Origin of the sequence: Pseudomonas sp. FW300-N2F2 (assembly GCF_017351655.1) — a bacterium.
In the GTDB taxonomy this organism is placed as follows: domain Bacteria; phylum Pseudomonadota; class Gammaproteobacteria; order Pseudomonadales; family Pseudomonadaceae; genus Aquipseudomonas; species Aquipseudomonas fluorescens_AA.
The window spans coordinates 947,246-962,721 of record NZ_JACNDQ010000003.1 but is presented as its reverse complement, the minus strand read 5'-3'; the positions used below and the strand labels follow the sequence as shown (position 1 = coordinate 962,721).

General features: G+C 62.3%; 16 protein-coding genes, 1 pseudogene and 1 riboswitch. Of the genes and pseudogenes, 6 read left to right on the top strand and 11 right to left on the bottom strand.

Features of this window, described 5'->3' with window-relative positions; all coding sequences use genetic code 11:
* Positions 1 to 6 precede the first annotated feature (6 nt).
* Entirely contained in the window at positions 7 to 1,005 is a 999-nt protein-coding gene (locus J4E63_RS24895) for a class I SAM-dependent methyltransferase (RefSeq protein WP_060739144.1), read from the top strand.
* A 49-nt stretch (positions 1,006 to 1,054) separates the two neighbouring features.
* Positions 1,055 to 1,176, top strand: a riboswitch (yybP-ykoY riboswitch).
* Between the two features lie 90 nt (positions 1,177 to 1,266).
* Complete coding sequence (locus J4E63_RS24890) at positions 1,267 to 1,851, top strand: TMEM165/GDT1 family protein (protein WP_072410896.1); 585 nt, start codon at positions 1,267 to 1,269, stop codon at positions 1,849 to 1,851.
* Between the two features lie 110 nt (positions 1,852 to 1,961).
* Here J4E63_RS24890 and J4E63_RS24885 read toward each other — a convergent pair whose 3' ends face one another.
* Positions 1,962 to 2,777 carry a M48 family metallopeptidase gene (locus tag J4E63_RS24885; protein WP_060739146.1) on the bottom strand — a complete coding sequence of 272 codons (816 nt, stop codon included), beginning with the start codon at positions 2,775 to 2,777 and terminating at the stop codon, positions 1,962 to 1,964.
* A gap of 218 nt (positions 2,778 to 2,995) precedes the next feature.
* Between J4E63_RS24885 and J4E63_RS31415 the strand changes: the two are divergent.
* Positions 2,996 to 4,276 (top strand): annotated as a pseudogene (locus J4E63_RS31415) (HAMP domain-containing protein); the annotation flags it as partial.
* Between the two features lie 15 nt (positions 4,277 to 4,291).
* On the top strand, positions 4,292 to 5,134 hold the full coding sequence (locus J4E63_RS31410; RefSeq protein WP_370873798.1) for a methyl-accepting chemotaxis protein: 843 nt from the start codon (positions 4,292 to 4,294) through the stop codon (positions 5,132 to 5,134).
* A gap of 590 nt (positions 5,135 to 5,724) precedes the next feature.
* Here J4E63_RS31410 and hisC read toward each other — a convergent pair.
* From hisC to J4E63_RS24830, 10 genes are all read right to left on the bottom strand, one after another.
* The gene (gene hisC / locus J4E63_RS24875; protein WP_207283627.1) at positions 5,725 to 6,777 is read right to left on the bottom strand and encodes a histidinol-phosphate transaminase; all 1,053 of its coding nucleotides are present in this window, start codon (positions 6,775 to 6,777) and stop codon (positions 5,725 to 5,727) included.
* 1 nt (position 6,778) lies between these two features.
* Positions 6,779 to 8,116: a histidinol dehydrogenase gene (hisD, locus tag J4E63_RS24870; protein ID WP_192261478.1), complete on the bottom strand. Its 1,338-nt coding sequence runs from the start codon at positions 8,114 to 8,116 to the stop codon at positions 6,779 to 6,781.
* A 123-nt stretch (positions 8,117 to 8,239) separates the two neighbouring features.
* On the bottom strand, positions 8,240 to 8,875 hold the full coding sequence (gene hisG / locus J4E63_RS24865; RefSeq protein ID WP_047228656.1) for an ATP phosphoribosyltransferase: 636 nt from the start codon (positions 8,873 to 8,875) through the stop codon (positions 8,240 to 8,242).
* A 127-nt stretch (positions 8,876 to 9,002) separates the two neighbouring features.
* Positions 9,003 to 10,268: a UDP-N-acetylglucosamine 1-carboxyvinyltransferase gene (gene murA / locus J4E63_RS24860; RefSeq protein ID WP_018614024.1), complete on the bottom strand. Its 1,266-nt coding sequence runs from the start codon at positions 10,266 to 10,268 to the stop codon at positions 9,003 to 9,005.
* 22 nt (positions 10,269 to 10,290) lie between these two features.
* Complete coding sequence (locus J4E63_RS24855) at positions 10,291 to 10,530, bottom strand: BolA family protein (protein WP_007953556.1); 240 nt, start codon at positions 10,528 to 10,530, stop codon at positions 10,291 to 10,293.
* Between the two features lie 114 nt (positions 10,531 to 10,644).
* Positions 10,645 to 10,950: a lipid asymmetry maintenance protein MlaB gene (locus J4E63_RS24850; RefSeq protein ID WP_072410951.1), complete on the bottom strand. Its 306-nt coding sequence runs from the start codon at positions 10,948 to 10,950 to the stop codon at positions 10,645 to 10,647.
* A gap of 8 nt (positions 10,951 to 10,958) precedes the next feature.
* Positions 10,959 to 11,612, bottom strand: coding sequence for a phospholipid-binding protein MlaC (locus J4E63_RS24845; protein ID WP_060739150.1), 654 nt, complete (start codon positions 11,610 to 11,612; stop codon positions 10,959 to 10,961).
* Positions 11,613 to 11,623: 11 nt separating this feature from the next.
* Entirely contained in the window at positions 11,624 to 12,091 is a 468-nt protein-coding gene (gene mlaD / locus J4E63_RS24840; protein ID WP_003178020.1) for an outer membrane lipid asymmetry maintenance protein MlaD, read from the bottom strand.
* The gene (gene mlaE / locus J4E63_RS24835; RefSeq protein WP_046063856.1) at positions 12,091 to 12,888 is read right to left on the bottom strand and encodes a lipid asymmetry maintenance ABC transporter permease subunit MlaE; all 798 of its coding nucleotides are present in this window, start codon (positions 12,886 to 12,888) and stop codon (positions 12,091 to 12,093) included. Before mlaE ends, mlaD begins: the two co-directional genes overlap by 1 nt.
* Positions 12,888 to 13,697, bottom strand: coding sequence for an ATP-binding cassette domain-containing protein (locus tag J4E63_RS24830; protein ID WP_092205009.1), 810 nt, complete (start codon positions 13,695 to 13,697; stop codon positions 12,888 to 12,890). The genes mlaE and J4E63_RS24830 overlap by 1 nt, the downstream gene beginning before the upstream one ends.
* A 273-nt stretch (positions 13,698 to 13,970) precedes the next feature.
* Between J4E63_RS24830 and J4E63_RS24825 the strand changes: the two genes are divergently transcribed.
* Positions 13,971 to 14,945 carry a KpsF/GutQ family sugar-phosphate isomerase gene (locus J4E63_RS24825; RefSeq protein WP_060739153.1) on the top strand — a complete coding sequence of 325 codons (975 nt, stop codon included), beginning with the start codon at positions 13,971 to 13,973 and terminating at the stop codon, positions 14,943 to 14,945.
* Complete coding sequence (locus J4E63_RS24820) at positions 14,946 to 15,470, top strand: HAD family hydrolase (protein WP_207283626.1); 525 nt, start codon at positions 14,946 to 14,948, stop codon at positions 15,468 to 15,470.
* Positions 15,471 to 15,476 lie beyond the last annotated feature (6 nt).

The window sequence follows — 15,476 nt, the reverse complement described above, 5'->3', positions numbered from 1 at the left end:
CAGACCATGGATCCGCGCAGTGAAGTACTGCTTCGTCAGGCCGAGTTATTCCAGGGTTCGGTGTTGTTGGCCGGCCTGCCCGCCGACGATTTGCTCGGCCGTTTGCCAGAAGCCCATGGCTGGTGCTGGCATGCCGGCGATCAGGCGGCGCTGGACGCTCGTTTTCCCGAGCGCAGCCACTTTGGCGTGACCGTGCCCGAGCGTGCGTTCGACACCGCCGTGGTGTTCCTGCCCAAGGCCAAGGACCTGACCGACTACCTCCTCAATGCCGTGGCGGCGCGCCTGGCCGGGCGCGAGGTGTACCTGGTGGGGGAAAAACGCAGCGGCATCGAAGGCGCGTCCAAGCAGCTCAATCCGTTCGGCAAGCCGCGCAAGCTCGACAGCGCCCGGCACTGCCAGCTGTGGCAGGTCACTGTCGCCAACGCGCCCGAGGCCAAGCCCCTGGAAAGCCTGGCCCAGACCTACGAACTGCCCCTGGCCGAAGGCCCGCTGAAGGTTATCAGCCTGCCGGGGGTGTTCAGCCACGGTCGCCTGGACCGCGGCAGTGCGCTGCTGTTGGAACACCTGGATAAACTGCCCAGCGGGCATTTGCTCGACTTCGGCTGCGGCGCCGGGGTGCTGGGGGCGGCGGTCAAGCGGCGCTATCCGCATAACACCGTCACCCTGTTGGACGTGGATGCATTTGCTGCCGCCAGCAGTCGCCTGACCCTGGCCGCCAATGGCCTGGAAGCCGAAGTGCTGACCGGTGATGGTATCGACGCCGCACCGATGGGTTTGAGCGCGATCCTGAGCAACCCGCCGTTCCATGTCGGCGTGCACACCGATTACCATGCCACGGAAAACCTGCTGCGAAAAGCAGCCAAACATCTGAAAAACGGTGGCGAACTTCGGCTGGTTGCCAATAGCTTCCTCAAGTACCAGCCACTGATCGAGGAGCATTTGGGCGTTTGCGCGATCAAGGCCGAAGGCCAAGGCTTTCGCATCTACCGGGCCAAACGCGGTTGAAGTTTTTTAGGAAACAGTACTTGCTCAATCGGGTTTGCCTAGGCAGAATCCGGTCCGTCCTAGGGGAGTAGTCTCCCGCGAGCGCCATGCTCGCCCGGCATACGTCAACATACTTGGTCAGCAGACCATGGCGTATGCGGCCCAAGCGTCCACGCAGATGGTCGCTGGGTTTGACAAGACCTATGACACGCACACCTTACCCGGGGCGGGAAGGCTGTACGTGTCATAGCCGTGTCGACCCGCCCCTTTAGGAAATCCCTGATGCTGGACTCACTCCTCGTACCTACGGCGATCGTTGCGCTGGCCGAAATCGGCGACAAGACGCAATTGCTCGCGCTCATCCTGGCGGCTCGCTTTCGCAAACCCTGGCCGATCATCGCCGGCATCGTCGCCGCGACCCTGGCCAACCATGCGGCAGCCGGCGCGGTCGGCGCCTGGGTCAGCGGTTTTTTCTCCAACGCGGTCCTGCACTGGATATTGGCGGCCAGCTTCACGGCCACGGCACTGTGGACGCTGGTCCCGGACAAACTGGACGATGAAGAAGCCAACACGGCACGCCGGTTCGGACCGTTCCTGACCACACTGATTGCGTTCTTCCTGGCGGAAATCGGCGACAAGACCCAGATCGCCACGGTGATGCTCGCCGCGCAATACCCGGAGTTGTGGCTGGTGATCATCGGCACCACCGTGGGCATGTTGATTGCCAACGTGCCGGTGGTCCTGGCGGGCAATTTCGCCGCCGAGAAGCTGCCCCTGACCCTGATCCGCCGCCTGGCCGCCTCGGCGTTCTTCGTCCTGGCGATCGTGGCGGTGTACAAGGCGATGCAAAGTAGTGGGTGGGTTTGATACCGCGTCATCGTTCATCGCGAGCAAGCTCGCTCCCACAGGGGCTGCAGATCATTGTGGGAGCGAGCTTGCTCGCGATGAGGCCGGCAAGCCTCACCACATGACAATGCTTACTTCTTGGCCTGCTGATACAGCGGCATCACCTTCGGAATCGCCGCTTGCAGCGAAGCGATACGACTGCTCGACGACGGGTGGGTGCTCATGAATTCCGGCGGCGCGCCTTCGGAAGCCTTGGCCATCTTGTTCCACAGGGTGATCGCCGCATTCGGGTCGTAGCCGGCGCGGGCGGCCAGTTCGAGGCCGATCAGGTCGGCTTCGTTCTCGTTGCCACGGCTGTTGGGCAAGGTCATGCCGTAGTTGGCGACGGTGTCGGCCAAGGCCAGGCTGTCCTGGCCGAGGCCGAACAAGGCACCGGCGCCCTGCTTGGCCATCTCGATGCCATAGGCCTTGGACATCGCTTCGCGCCCGTGCTCGCGCAGGGCGTGGGCGATTTCGTGGCCCATGATCGCGGCGATTTCAGCGTCGGTCAGCTTCAACTGGTCGATCAGGCCGGTGTAGAACATGATCTTGCCGCCAGGGCCACAATTGGCGTTGAGTTCATCGCTCTTGATCAGGTTCACTTCCCAGTTCCACTGGGCCGAATCCGGGCGGAACACCGGCGCCTGGGCAATCAAGCGATCGGCAATGACCTGGATGCGCTTGGCATCGTTGCTGGTCTTGTCCAGCGCACCCTGGGCTTTGGCCTCACCCATCGTCTTTTGATAGGACTGGGCGTACATCTGGTTGACCTCGTCGGTCGACAGCATGCTGAACATGTACTGCTTGCGCTCCACACCCACGGCTCCGCCGCTGGTGGTGTTGACCGACTGGCAACCGGCGAGCAGCAGCGCCGCGCTCAGAGCACTCACCATCAATGTCTTGTTCATGTAAAAGAAGCTCCCTGGAAACGTGGGCGTATCCTAGGCCTTGATTTGTATCGGCGCCAGATACACAACGAGGGATTAGCGTTTTTTCGGACAGATTCCACCGTGTCCATTTGCGACACCCACGCAGCTATAAGAGTCACCCGACGAACAGCGTCTCATGCCGCGCCACAGAAACGCCGATAAAGAGCCCAGACGTCATTTCCGCGGCCGGAGCCTTTATGAAATTCAAATCGATCCAGTTTTCCGTGGCCGCCCTGGCCGGCGCCATCGTGCTCAGTGTGGTTGGCGCCCTTGTGCTGTACGCGTTGTTTGCTGGCGCCCGCACCCAGGAGATGGTGCAACAGCGCACCAAGGCGCAGTTCGAGCAACTCATCGAACAACGCCTCAGTGCCCTGGCGCGCACCCAGGCCAGCCTGATCCAACGGGAACTGGAAGCCCCACTGCTGCTCGCCCGCGGCCTGGCCACCACGAATGCCTTGATGGGCATCAACGGCGCGGACGGCAACCCGCAACTGAAGGTGCCCCGCGAGCAGATGATCAGCCTGCTGCGGGAAACCGTGGTGCGCAACCCGAAGATCCTCGGCGCCTACATCGCCTGGGAGCCGAACGCCATCGACCACGACGACGCCAGCTATGTGAACAGCCCGGTGGTGGGCATGGAAACCAACGGGCGTTTCCTGCCGTGGTGGTTTCGCAACCAGGACGGCTCCCTGGGCCTGGAAAAACTCGCCGACGTGACCGACCAGAAACTGCTCTCCACCGGCATCCGCGCCAGTGAGTACTACCTGTGCTCCCAGGACAGCAAGAAAGCCTGCGTGATCGACCCGGCGCCCTATCGCGTCGGCAGCACGATGACCATGCTCGCCTCGTTCATCGAACCGATCATGATCGATGGCAAGTTCCAGGGCATCGTCGGCGCCGACCTGTCGGTGAACTTCATCCAGGACATGCTCGTGGCCGCCGATGGCAAGCTGTACGACGGCGCCGGAGAAATGGCCCTGCTCTCGAGCAACAACCGGCTGGTGGCTTTCACCAAGGACCCGAGCAAACTCGGGGAAAAGGCCAGCGACCTGCTGGATGCCAGCGAATTGGACAACCTGGCCAAGCTGGGCGTCGGCGAGGTGCGCTACGACATCGACGAAGAACACGGGCATATCGAGGTGTACATGCCGTTCGGCATCGGCGAGACCAACGCCCGCTGGACGCTGATGCTGCAGTTGCCGCTGAATGCGGTCATGGCCGACCTGCAAGCCTTGCAGCAAGACCTCGACCATCAGCGCCAGGCCGATATCTTCGGCATGGCGATGGTGGGCCTGGTGATTGCCGGCATCGGTCTGCTGGTGATCTGGCTGGTGGGCCATGGCATTGCCCGGCCACTCAAGCAAATGGTGGCGATGCTCGATGACATCGCCCAGGGCGAAGGCGACCTGACCCGTCGCCTGGTGAGCGACCGCGCCGATGAGTTGGGGGCGATCGCCAGGGGCTTCAACACCTTCCTGAGCAAGTTGCAGGGCATGATCACCCAAGTGGTGACCTCGGTGCAGAGCGTCAGCGATTCATCGGAGCACACCGCCGATATTGCGATCCGCACCAACCAGGGTGTGCACAAGCAAATGTCCGAGATCGATCAGGTCGCCACTGCGGTGCACGAAATGACCGCCACCGCCCAGGACGTGGCCCGCAACGCGACCCAAGCGGCCCAGGCCGCCAGTCATGCGGACCAGGCTGCCAGCCAGGGCATGCAGATCGTCCGGGACACCTCCACCTCCATTGGTGCCCTGGCCGTGGAGATCGGCAAGGCGGTGGGCGTGGTGCAGACCCTGGCCAAGGACAGCGAGAACATCAACGCGATCCTCACCGCCATCCGCGGGATCGCCGAGCAGACCAACCTGCTGGCCCTCAACGCGGCCATCGAAGCGGCCCGGGCCGGTGAACAGGGCCGTGGTTTCGCGGTGGTCGCCGATGAAGTGCGCAACCTGGCGCAGAAGACGCAGCAGGCGACCGAAGAAATCCAGGCGATGATCCAGCAACTGCAACAAGGCACCCGGGATGTGGTGCGGGTGATGGAAGACAGCCAGCACCGTACCGATGAAAGCGTGCAGCATGCGGCGAAAGCGGCCCAGGCCCTGGAAACGATTACCCAGGCCGTGTCGGTGATCAACGACATGAACACCCAGATCGCCAGCGCCGCCGAGGAACAAAGCGCCGTGGCCGATGACATCAACCGCAACGTGATCAACATAGGGCAAGTGGCGAACGAAGTGGCCAGCGGCGCCGACGAATCCAGCGCGGCCAGCGCCGGACTGACCAAACTGGCGGAGCAGCAGCGGCGGTTGATCAATCAGTTCAGGGTCTGATCCGAAGGCCCCATCGCGAGCAAGCTCGCTCCCACAGGGGATTAGCGCTGGAACGCCGATAGTGCGCCCCCCAAAACAACTGTGGGAGCGAGCCTGCTCGCGATAGCGTCAGTTCAGCCAACCATGAAGTGACTGGCACTACGCCTTCGCGAGCAGGCTCGCTCCCACAAGGGATTGGCGGTGACACGCCGACAGTGCGAACACCCCAAAACAACTGTGGGAGCGAGCTTGCTCGCGATAGCGTCAGTTCAGCCAACCTTGAAGTGACTGACACTACGCCTTCGCGAGCAAGCTCGCTCCCACAGGGGACTGGCGCTGGAACGCCGATAGTGCGAACACCCCAAAACAACTGTGGGAGCGAGCTTGCTCGCGATGGCGTCAGTTCAGCCAACCTTGGAGCGACTGACACTACGCCTTCGCGAGCAAGCTCGCTCCCACAGGGAATTGGCGCTGGAACGCCGATATTGCGAACACCCCAAAACAACTGTGGGAGCGAGCCTGCTCGCGATAGCGTCAGTTCAGCCAACCTTGAAGTGACTGACACTACGCCTTCGCGAGCAAGCTCGCTCCCACAGGGTCAATGCAAGGTTTCAGAGTTCGCCGAGGGCTTCGATCAGGGCCTGGTTCTGCTCCGGTGTGCCAATGCTGATCCGCAGGAATTGGGCAATCCGCTCCTGTTTGAAGTGCCGCACGATCACTCCCTGCTCCCGCAGTTTCGCCGCCAACCCTGCCGCATCGTGCCGGGGGTGGCGGGCGAAGATGAAGTTGGCCGCCGAGGGCAGCACTTCAAAGCCCTTGGCTTCCAATTGGGCCACGACCCATTCACGGTGCTCGATGACTAACCGGCAGGTCCGGTCGAAATACTCGCGATCATCGAACGCCGCCGCGCCGCCGACGTTCGCCAGGCGATCCAGCGGGTAGGAGTTGAAGCTGTTCTTGATCCGCTCCAGCGCTTCGATCAGGTCCGGATGGCCCACCGCCAGGCCCACGCGCAGCCCCGCCAGCGAGCGGGATTTGGACAATGTCTGGGTCACCAGCAGGTTCGGATAACGATCCACCAGACTGATGGCCGTCTCGCCGCCGAAGTCGATGTAGGCCTCGTCGACCACCACCACCGAATCCGGGCTGGCTTTGAGGATCCGCTCGACCGCCTCCAGCGCCAGCAGGCAGCCGGTCGGCGCGTTCGGGTTGGGGAAAATGATCCCGCCGTTGGGCTTGGCATAGTCCGCCGGATCGATCCGGAACTGTGCGTCGAGGGGCACGGCGTCGAACTGGATGCCGTACAACCCGCAATACACCGGATAGAAGCTGTAGCTGATGTCCGGGAACAACAGCGGTTGGTCGTGCTGCAACAGACCGTGAAAGATGTGTGCCAGCACTTCATCCGAGCCGTTACCCAGGAACACCTGGTTGCTCTGCACGCCGTAGTAGCGGGCCACGGCGCCTTTGAGCAGGTCACTGTTGGGGTCCGGATACAGGCGCAGGTTGTCGTTCAGTTCGGTCTGCATCGCCGCCAGGGCCTTGGGCGATGGGCCGTAGGGGTTCTCGTTGGTGTTGAGCTTGACCAACCGGGTCAGCTTCGGTTGCTCGCCCGGCACGTAGGGCACCAGGTTCTTGACGAACGGGCTCCAGAATTTACTCATTTCAGTTCCCCTGCCCTTCAACGGATTGCTCATCAAGAATACGGTACTCGGCGCTGCGGGCGTGGGCGCTCAGCGATTCGCCACGGGCCAGCACCGAGGCGGTCTTGCCCAGTTCGGAAGCACCCTGCTCGGAGCAGAAGATGATCGACGAACGCTTCTGGAAGTCATACACCCCCAGCGGCGACGAAAAGCGGGCGGTGCCGGAAGTCGGCAACACGTGGTTGGGCCCCGCGCAATAATCGCCCAGTGCCTCGCTGGTGTGGCGGCCCATGAAGATCGCGCCGGCGTGGCGGATCTGTGGCAACCAGGCTTGCGGATCGGCAACGGACAATTCCAGGTGTTCCGGCGCGATGCGGTTGGCGACCTCGATGGCCTGCGCCATGTCATCGACCTTGATCAGCGCCCCACGGCCGTTGATCGAGGTGTTGATGATCTCGGCGCGGTCCATGGTCGGCAGCAGCTTGTCGATGCTGGCGGCGACCTTGTCGAGGAACTCGGCGTCCGGGCTGACCAGGATCGCCTGGGCGTCTTCATCGTGCTCGGCCTGGGAAAACAGGTCCATGGCGATCCAGTCCGGATCGGTCTGGCCGTCGCACACCACGAGGATTTCCGAAGGGCCCGCGATCATGTCGATGCCGACCTGGCCAAACACGTGGCGCTTGGCGGTGGCGACATAGATATTGCCCGGCCCGACCACCTTGTCCACCCGTGGCACGCTTTCGGTGCCATAGGCCAGCGCAGCCACGGCCTGGGCGCCGCCGATGGTGAATACCCGGTCCACCCCGGCGATGCAGGCGGCGGCCAGCACCAGTTCGTTGATTTCACCCCGCGGGGTCGGGACGACCATGACCACTTCGGTCACGCCGGCGACCTTGGCCGGGATGGCGTTCATCAGCACCGAGGATGGATACGACGCCTTGCCGCCCGGCACGTACAGGCCGGCGCGGTCCAGCGGCGTGACTTTCTGGCCCAGCACCGTGCCGTCGGCTTCGGTGTAGCTCCAGGAGTCCTGTTTCTGCCTTTCGTGATAATCACGTACCCGCGACGCGGCTTTTTCCAGGGCTTCGCGCTGGGGCACGGTGATCCGGGTCAGGGCCAGTTCCAGGCGTTCGCGCGGCAGGATCAGGTCGGCCATGGACGCCACTTGCAGGCCGTCGAATTTCTGGGTGAATTCCACCAGTGCCGCATCGCCACGCTCGCGCACAGCCTTGATGATCTCCAGCACCCGCTGATTGACCGAGTCGTCAGACACGCTTTCCCAGCTCAGCAGATGATCCAGATGATGTGCGAAATCCGGATCGGCAGCGTTGAGTCGGCGAATCGAAGTGGGAGCGGTCATAGCGAGGGCCTCATTAATGGCAAATGCTCAGGCGCCCTAAGCTACCAGTCCATTCGCGTGGGCACCTGAGAAAATTGGCTATGACACGGATAGACGGGCGCGACTCAAGGTCGCGCAGGTGAATCAGCCGCGGTGTCGCGATTCCACTGCCTTGCGCAGGGTATCGATCAGAGCCTGGATACGAGCATGCTGCATTTTCATCGACGCCTTGTTGACGATCAGCCGGGAGGTGATGTCAGCAATGAAATCCTGGGGTTCCAGACCGTTGGCCCGCAGGGTGTTGCCGGTGTCGACCACGTCGATGATCTTGTCCGCCAGGCCGATCAGCGGCGCCAGCTCCATCGAACCGTACAGCTTGATGATGTCGACCTGACGGCCCTGCTCGGCGTAATAACGCTTGGCAATGTTGACGAACTTGGTCGCCACGCGCAAACGCCCCTTGGGCTCCGGCGCGCCGACTTTACCGGCGGTCATCAGCTTGCAACGGGCGATCCGCAGGTCCAGGGGCTCGTACAGGCCCTGGCCGCCGTATTCCATCAGCACGTCCTTGCCGGCAACGCCCAGGTCGGCGGCACCATGCTCCACATAGGTCGGCACATCGGTGGCACGCACGATCAGCAAGCGCACGTCGGCCTGGGTCGTGGGGATGATCAGCTTGCGGCTCTTGTCCGGATTCTCGGTCGGCACGATGCCCGCTTCAGCCAGAAGCGGCAGGGTGTCGTCAAGGATGCGGCCCTTGGACAGTGCGATGGTCAACATGGGAAACGTCAGTCCTTATCAAGGTACTCATGCCCGGTCGCAAACGGCGCCGGACACACATCGAGGGTGCAAACACCCTCGATAAAACGAAATCAACGGACGCGTCCCTGCGCCCATGCAGCCGGAACTAGCCCGGCACGCGGCGGATCTTGGCGCCGAGCATCTGCAGTTTTTCTTCGATGCACTCGTAGCCACGGTCGATGTGGTAGATGCGGTCGATCAGGGTATCGCCTTCGGCAACCAGGGCCGAGATGACCAGGCTGGCCGACGCCCGCAGGTCGGTGGCCATGACTGGCGCGCCCTTGAGCTTCTCGGTGCCAGTGACGATGGCCGTGTTGCCTTCGACCTGGATCTTGGCGCCCATGCGGTGCAGTTCGTAGACGTGCATGAAGCGGTTTTCGAAGATCGTCTCGATGACCGCGCCCGTGCCTTCGGCAATGGCGTTGAGGGAGATGAACTGCGCCTGCATGTCGGTCGGGAACGCCGGGTATGGAGCGGTCCGCACGTTGACAGCCTTGGGCCGCTTGCCGTGCATGTTCACTTCGATCCAGTCTTCGCCGCAGGTGACTTCGGCACCGGCTTCCTTGAGCTTCTCCAGGACGGCTTCGAGGATGGTCGGATCGGTGTCCTTGACCTTGACGCGGCCACCGGTAACGGCAGCGGCCACCAGGTAGGTACCGGTTTCGATCCGATCGGGCATCACCTTGTAGGTGGCCGAATGCAGGCGCTCGACGCCGTCGATGGTGATGGTGTCAGTGCCGGCACCGCTGATCTTGGCGCCCATGGCGATCAGGAAGTTCGCCAGGTCGACCACTTCAGGCTCGCGGGCAGCGTTCTGCAGCACGCTACGGCCCTTGGCCAGTGCGGCGGCCATCATGATGTTCTCGGTACCGGTCACGCTGACGGTATCGAAGAAGAAGTGCGCGCCGCGCAAGCCGCCTTCCGGCGCCTTGGCCTTGATGTAGCCGCCTTCGACGTCGATCACCGCGCCCATGGCTTCCAGGCCGCGGATGTGCAGGTCCACCGGACGCGAGCCGATGGCGCAACCGCCAGGCAAGGCGACTTCGGCTTCACCGAAACGGGCGACCATCGGGCCCAGTACCAGGATCGACGCACGCATGGTCTTCACCAGCTCGTACGGGGCGATCAGGGTCTTGATGGTGCGCGGGTCGATCTCGACGCTGAGCTTCTCGTCGATCACCGGCTCGATGCCCATGCGGCCGAACAGCTCGATCATCGTGGTGATGTCGTGCAGGTGCGGCAGGTTGGCCACGGTCACAGGACCATCGCACAGCAGGGTTGCGGCCAGGATTGGCAGGGCGGAGTTCTTTGCCCCGGAAATACGGATTTCGCCATCAAGACGAACGCCGCCGGTAATAATCAGTTTATCCATAAGAATCTCGAGGCCCTTGGGCTCAGGTGCGCTCGGCCCAGGCCGCGCTGCTGAAAAATTTCATCGTGACCGCGTGGATGCTGCCATCGGCAATCCATGGGTTCAAATGGGCATAGATGCTCTGCTGGCGCTTCACTGGGCTCAATGCCGCCAGTTCATCGCTGATCACGTTCAGCTGGAAGTTGCAGCCTTCGCCTTCAACTTCCACCTGCGTACCAGGCAGCTTTCCTTCAAGGAAGCTCTTCACTTCTACAGCCTGCATGCTCAACCTCAATCGGCGCCCTGTGCGCGCGGGTCGCACATCATACAAAAAAGCCCCGCGCCTGCGAACCCCGCGAAGCAGGACTCTGACGGGGGGACTTTTCCAACAATGTGGTCAGGAGTGCGCCAACAGCTCGGTCAGCTCGCTGACCTGGGCTATTTCGCGCATGTCTTCGGGCATCCCACGGATGCTCCACGTTTTGCCGGCCGCCTTGGCGTCCCGCATGAAGCACAGCAGCAGCGACAAGCCGACACTGCTGGACTTCTGCACCGCCGAGCAGTCAATGACCACCTCGGCGGCACCGACGGACTTGATCAGCGCCTGGCCCTGCTTGCGCAAGGCCGGGCCGGTGCGGTAGTCCAGCACGCCACTGAGCAGCAGCTCACCGGCGCCGCCCAGACGAACGGCCGACTCACTCACCGACTCGATCATTGTTCCTGCTTCTCTTTGGCTTCTTCGGTCACTTCCTTGGCCTTGGCGACTTCACCGGCCCAACCGTCGATGGTCTTGTCCAGGTCGTTGCCATTGCGCTGCATCGCGTCGGCGAACTGATCGCGGAACAGCTTGCCAATGTTGATGCCGTTGATGATCACGTTGCGCACTTTCCACTCGCTGTTGATCTTCTCCAGCGTGTAGGACACAGGATAGACCGCGCCGTTGTTGCCCTTGACCTGCATGTCGACACTGGTGCGGGTGCCGCTTTCGTCCTTGGCCGGGGAAACGGTGATGCCCTGGTTGTTGTATTCGAGCAAGGCGTTGCCATAGAACTGCATCAGGCTGCGCTTGAAGTTCTCCTGGAAGCGGGTCATCTGCGCCGGGGTTGCCTTGCGCGAGTACTTGACGGTCATGATGCTCTTGGAGATGCCATCGGCGTCCACCACAGGGCCGACGATGCCGTTCAGCGCGTCATAGAACGCGCTGGGGTCCTGCTTGTACTTCTCTTTATTGGCGGCAAGGTCCGCCAACAACCGGGTGGTCGTGTCCTGGATGATGTCATGGGCCGAAGGCGCGGCCACGGCGTTGGCCATCAACGGCAGCGCCGCGAGCAGCACCAACAGGCTACGTCGCAAGATAGAGATCATTCAAAAGCTCCTCATTTGGCGTCTTTGCTAACGGTATTGAGCAGGAATTTACCGATCAGGTCCTCGAGCACCAGGGACGACTGCGTGTCATGGATGACGCCGCCGTCCTTGAGCACGGTGTCTTCCCCTCCCACGCTGATGCCAATGTATTTCTCGCCCAGCAGTCCGGCCGTGAGGATAGATGCCGTGGAGTCAGTCGGCAGGTTGTCCACGCGCTTTTCCAGCTGCAGCGTCACCCGACCGGTGAAATCCTCGCGGTTCAGATCGATTGCCGTGACCTTGCCGATGGTCACACCGGCCATGGTCACCTTGGCTCTGACCGTCAAACCGGCGATATTGTCAAAGTTGGCATAAAGTTTATAAGTATCGGTGCTTGCCGTCGGCGCCAGGCCACTGACCCGCAAGGCCAGCAGCAGCAAAGCCAGGATGCCAGCCAGCAAGAAAAGGCCGACACCGATTTCCAGGGTGCGGTTTTGCATCAGAAATCTCCAAACATCAAGGCGGTCAGAATAAAGTCAAGGCCCAGGACCGCCAGCGAGGCGTACACCACGGTCTTGGTTGTGGCACGGCTGATCCCCTCTGAAGTGGGCTCACAGTCATAGCCTTGAAACACGGCGATCCAGGTCACGACGAACGCGAACACGGCACTTTTGATCACGCCATTGAGGACATCGTCGAGGAAGTCGACGCTGTTTTGCATGTTCGACCAGTAGGAGCCTTCATAGACCCCCAGCCAGTCGACGGCCACCCAGGAGCCACCCCAGATCCCCACGACGCTGAAAATCATCGCCAGCACCGGCAGGGAAATGAAGCCGGCCCACAGGCGCGGGGCAATGATGTACTTGAGCGGGTCGACACCGATCATTTCCAGGCTGGACAACTGCTCGGTGGATTTCATGTTACCGATTTCAGCCGTCAGCGCCGAACCGGCTCGCCCGGCGAACAACAGCGCAGTCACCACGGGGCCCAGCTCACGCAGCAGCGTCAGGGCGACCATCTGCCCCACCGCCTGCTCCGAACCGTAGCTGGACAAAATGCTGAAGCCCTGCAGCGCCAGCACCATGCCGATGAAGATCCCGGAGACCACGATGATCACCAGGGACATCACGCCCACCGAGTGCAACTGCTTGACCAGCAGGCCAAAGCCGCCGCCCGTCGAGTTGCGACCGAGCAAGGCGTGCATCAGGAACAACGAGGAACGGCCCAGCACCGCCACCACATCGATGCCGGAGCGACCGAACAGACGAATTCTTTCCAACAGTGATTTCTTGCGCATCAGCGCTTCCCCAGCAGATCGGTACGGTAATCCGTGGCCGGAAAATGGAACGCCACCGGCCCGTCCGGATCACCCTTCATGAATTGGCGAATACGCGGGTTGTCCGAATCCGCCAGTTCCTGCGGTGTGCCCTGCCCCAGCACCTGGCCATCGCCGACCACATAGATGTAGTCGGCAATGCTGGCGGTTTCGGCCAGGTCGTGGGAGACCACGATACTGGTGATGCCCAGCGCATCGTTGAGCAGGCGGATCAGGCGTACGAGCACACCCATGGCGATCGGGTCCTGGCCGACGAAGGGTTCGTCGTACATGAGGATCTTCGGATCGAGGGCAATCGCCCGCGCCAGCGCGACCCGCCGCTTCATGCCGCCGGACAGCTCGTCCGGCATCAGGTCGATGGCGCCACGCAGCCCGACGGCCTGCAACTTGAGCAGGACGATGTCGCGGATCATCTCTTCCGGCAGGTCGGTATGGACCCGCAGCGGAAACGCCACGTTCTCGAACACATCGAGGTCGGTGAACAGCGCGCCGCTCTGGAACAGCACGCCCATGTGCTTGCGCGCATCGAACAGGTCGCTGCGAGACAATTGGGGAAGATTCTGGCCATTGACCCAGACTTCGCCGGCGCTGGGACGCAGCTGCGCGCCCATCAGCCGCAACAGCGTGGTCTTGCCACACCCGGAGGGCCCCATGATGCCGGTGACCTTGCCCCGTGGTATGCGAATATCGATGTCATTGAAAATGCTGCGCGTCCCTCGCTTGAAGGACAGTCCCTTCAGCTCGACCGCGTAGGCGTTGTCGGCACTCATCTAAACTCCTTGCGATGCAGCCTCACATTCGAATGCCCTGGGCAGCCGACAAGCGCCGGTACCGCCGGGCACGCGAACCGGCGGCGAACTATATCACTGCAACAGCCAAGCGCCCAAGGCCAACGCCCCGCCCGTTAAGCCTGGCTTAAGGTAAAAGCCACATTTTATGTCAAACGTTGCGGCCCCTTGAACAAAGCATGACGAACTTACGTGAGGGAATTGTTCATTACCGCTATAATCGCCGCCTTTTCATCGGGCTATACGATTTCAGACATGAGCCAATCCAGCGACCTGATTCAATCGGCACAACGTACCATCCGCCTCGAGCTCGAAGCCGTGCAAGGCTTGCTGCCCCATATCGACGCTGATTTCGTACGCGCCTGCGAGATGATTCTGGCCAGCAAGGGCCGCGTCGTCGTGGTCGGCATGGGCAAGTCCGGGCACATCGGCAACAAGATTGCCGCCACCCTCGCCAGCACCGGTACCACGGCCTTTTTCGTCCATCCGGCCGAAGCCAGCCATGGGGACATGGGCATGATCACCCGGGACGACATCATCCTGGCCCTGTCCAACTCCGGCTCCACCAACGAAATCATCACCCTGCTGCCGCTGATCAAGCGCCTGGGCATCCAGTTGATCAGCGTGACCGGCAACCCCGACTCGCCGCTGGCCAAGGCCGCCGAAGTGAACCTCAATGTGCATGTCGAGCACGAGGCCTGCCCATTGAACCTGGCGCCAACCTCCTCCACCACCGCGGCCCTGGTCATGGGCGACGCCCTGGCCGTGGCGCTGCTGGAAGCCCGGGGCTTCACCGCGGAAGACTTCGCCTTTTCCCATCCCGGTGGCGCCCTCGGCCGTCGCCTGCTGCTGAAAGTCGAAAACGTGATGCACGCCGGCCAGGAACTGCCACAGGTCGTGCGAGGCACGCTGCTCAAGGACGCGCTCATGGAGATGACCCGCAAGGGCCTGGGCATGACGGTTATTCTCGAAGCCGACGGCAAGCTCGCCGGAATCTTCACCGACGGCGACCTGCGTCGCACCCTGGACCGCACCATCGACATCCACAGCGCGACCATCGAGCAAGTCATGACGCCCCACGGCAAGACCGCCCGCGCCGAGATGCTCGCCGCCGAGGCCCTGAAAATCATGGAAGACCACAAGATCAGCGCCCTGGTGGTCGTCGATGACGAAGACCGGCCAGTGGGCGCCCTGAACATGCACGATCTGCTGCGTGCGGGAGTCATGTAAATGAACACAGACCTGTTGCAACGTGGCAAAGCCATCAAGCTGGCCGTGTTCGATGTGGACGGCGTGCTGACCGACGGCCGCCTGTACTTCCTCGAAGACGGCAGCGAATTCAAGACCTTCAACACCCTCGACGGCCAAGGCATCAAGATGTTGATGGCCGCCGGCGTACAGACGGCTATCATCAGCGGCCGCAAGACCCCGGTGGTCGAACGGCGTGCGAAGAACCTCGGCATCCCGCATCTTTACCTGGGGCGCGAAGACAAACTGGTGGTGCTGGACGAGCTTCTGGGTCAACTCAACCTAAGCTATGAACAGGTGGCCTACCTCGGTGACGACCTGCCAGACCTGCCGGTGATTCGCCGGGTCGGCCTGGGCATGGCGGTCGCCAACGCGGCCAGCTTCGTGCGCGAGCATGCCCACGGCATCACCACGGCGCGAGGCGGCGAAGGTGCTGCCCGCGAATTCTGTGAACTGATCCTGCGCGCCCAGGGCCGCCTCGAAGCGGCCAACGCCGCGTACCTGTGAGCCATT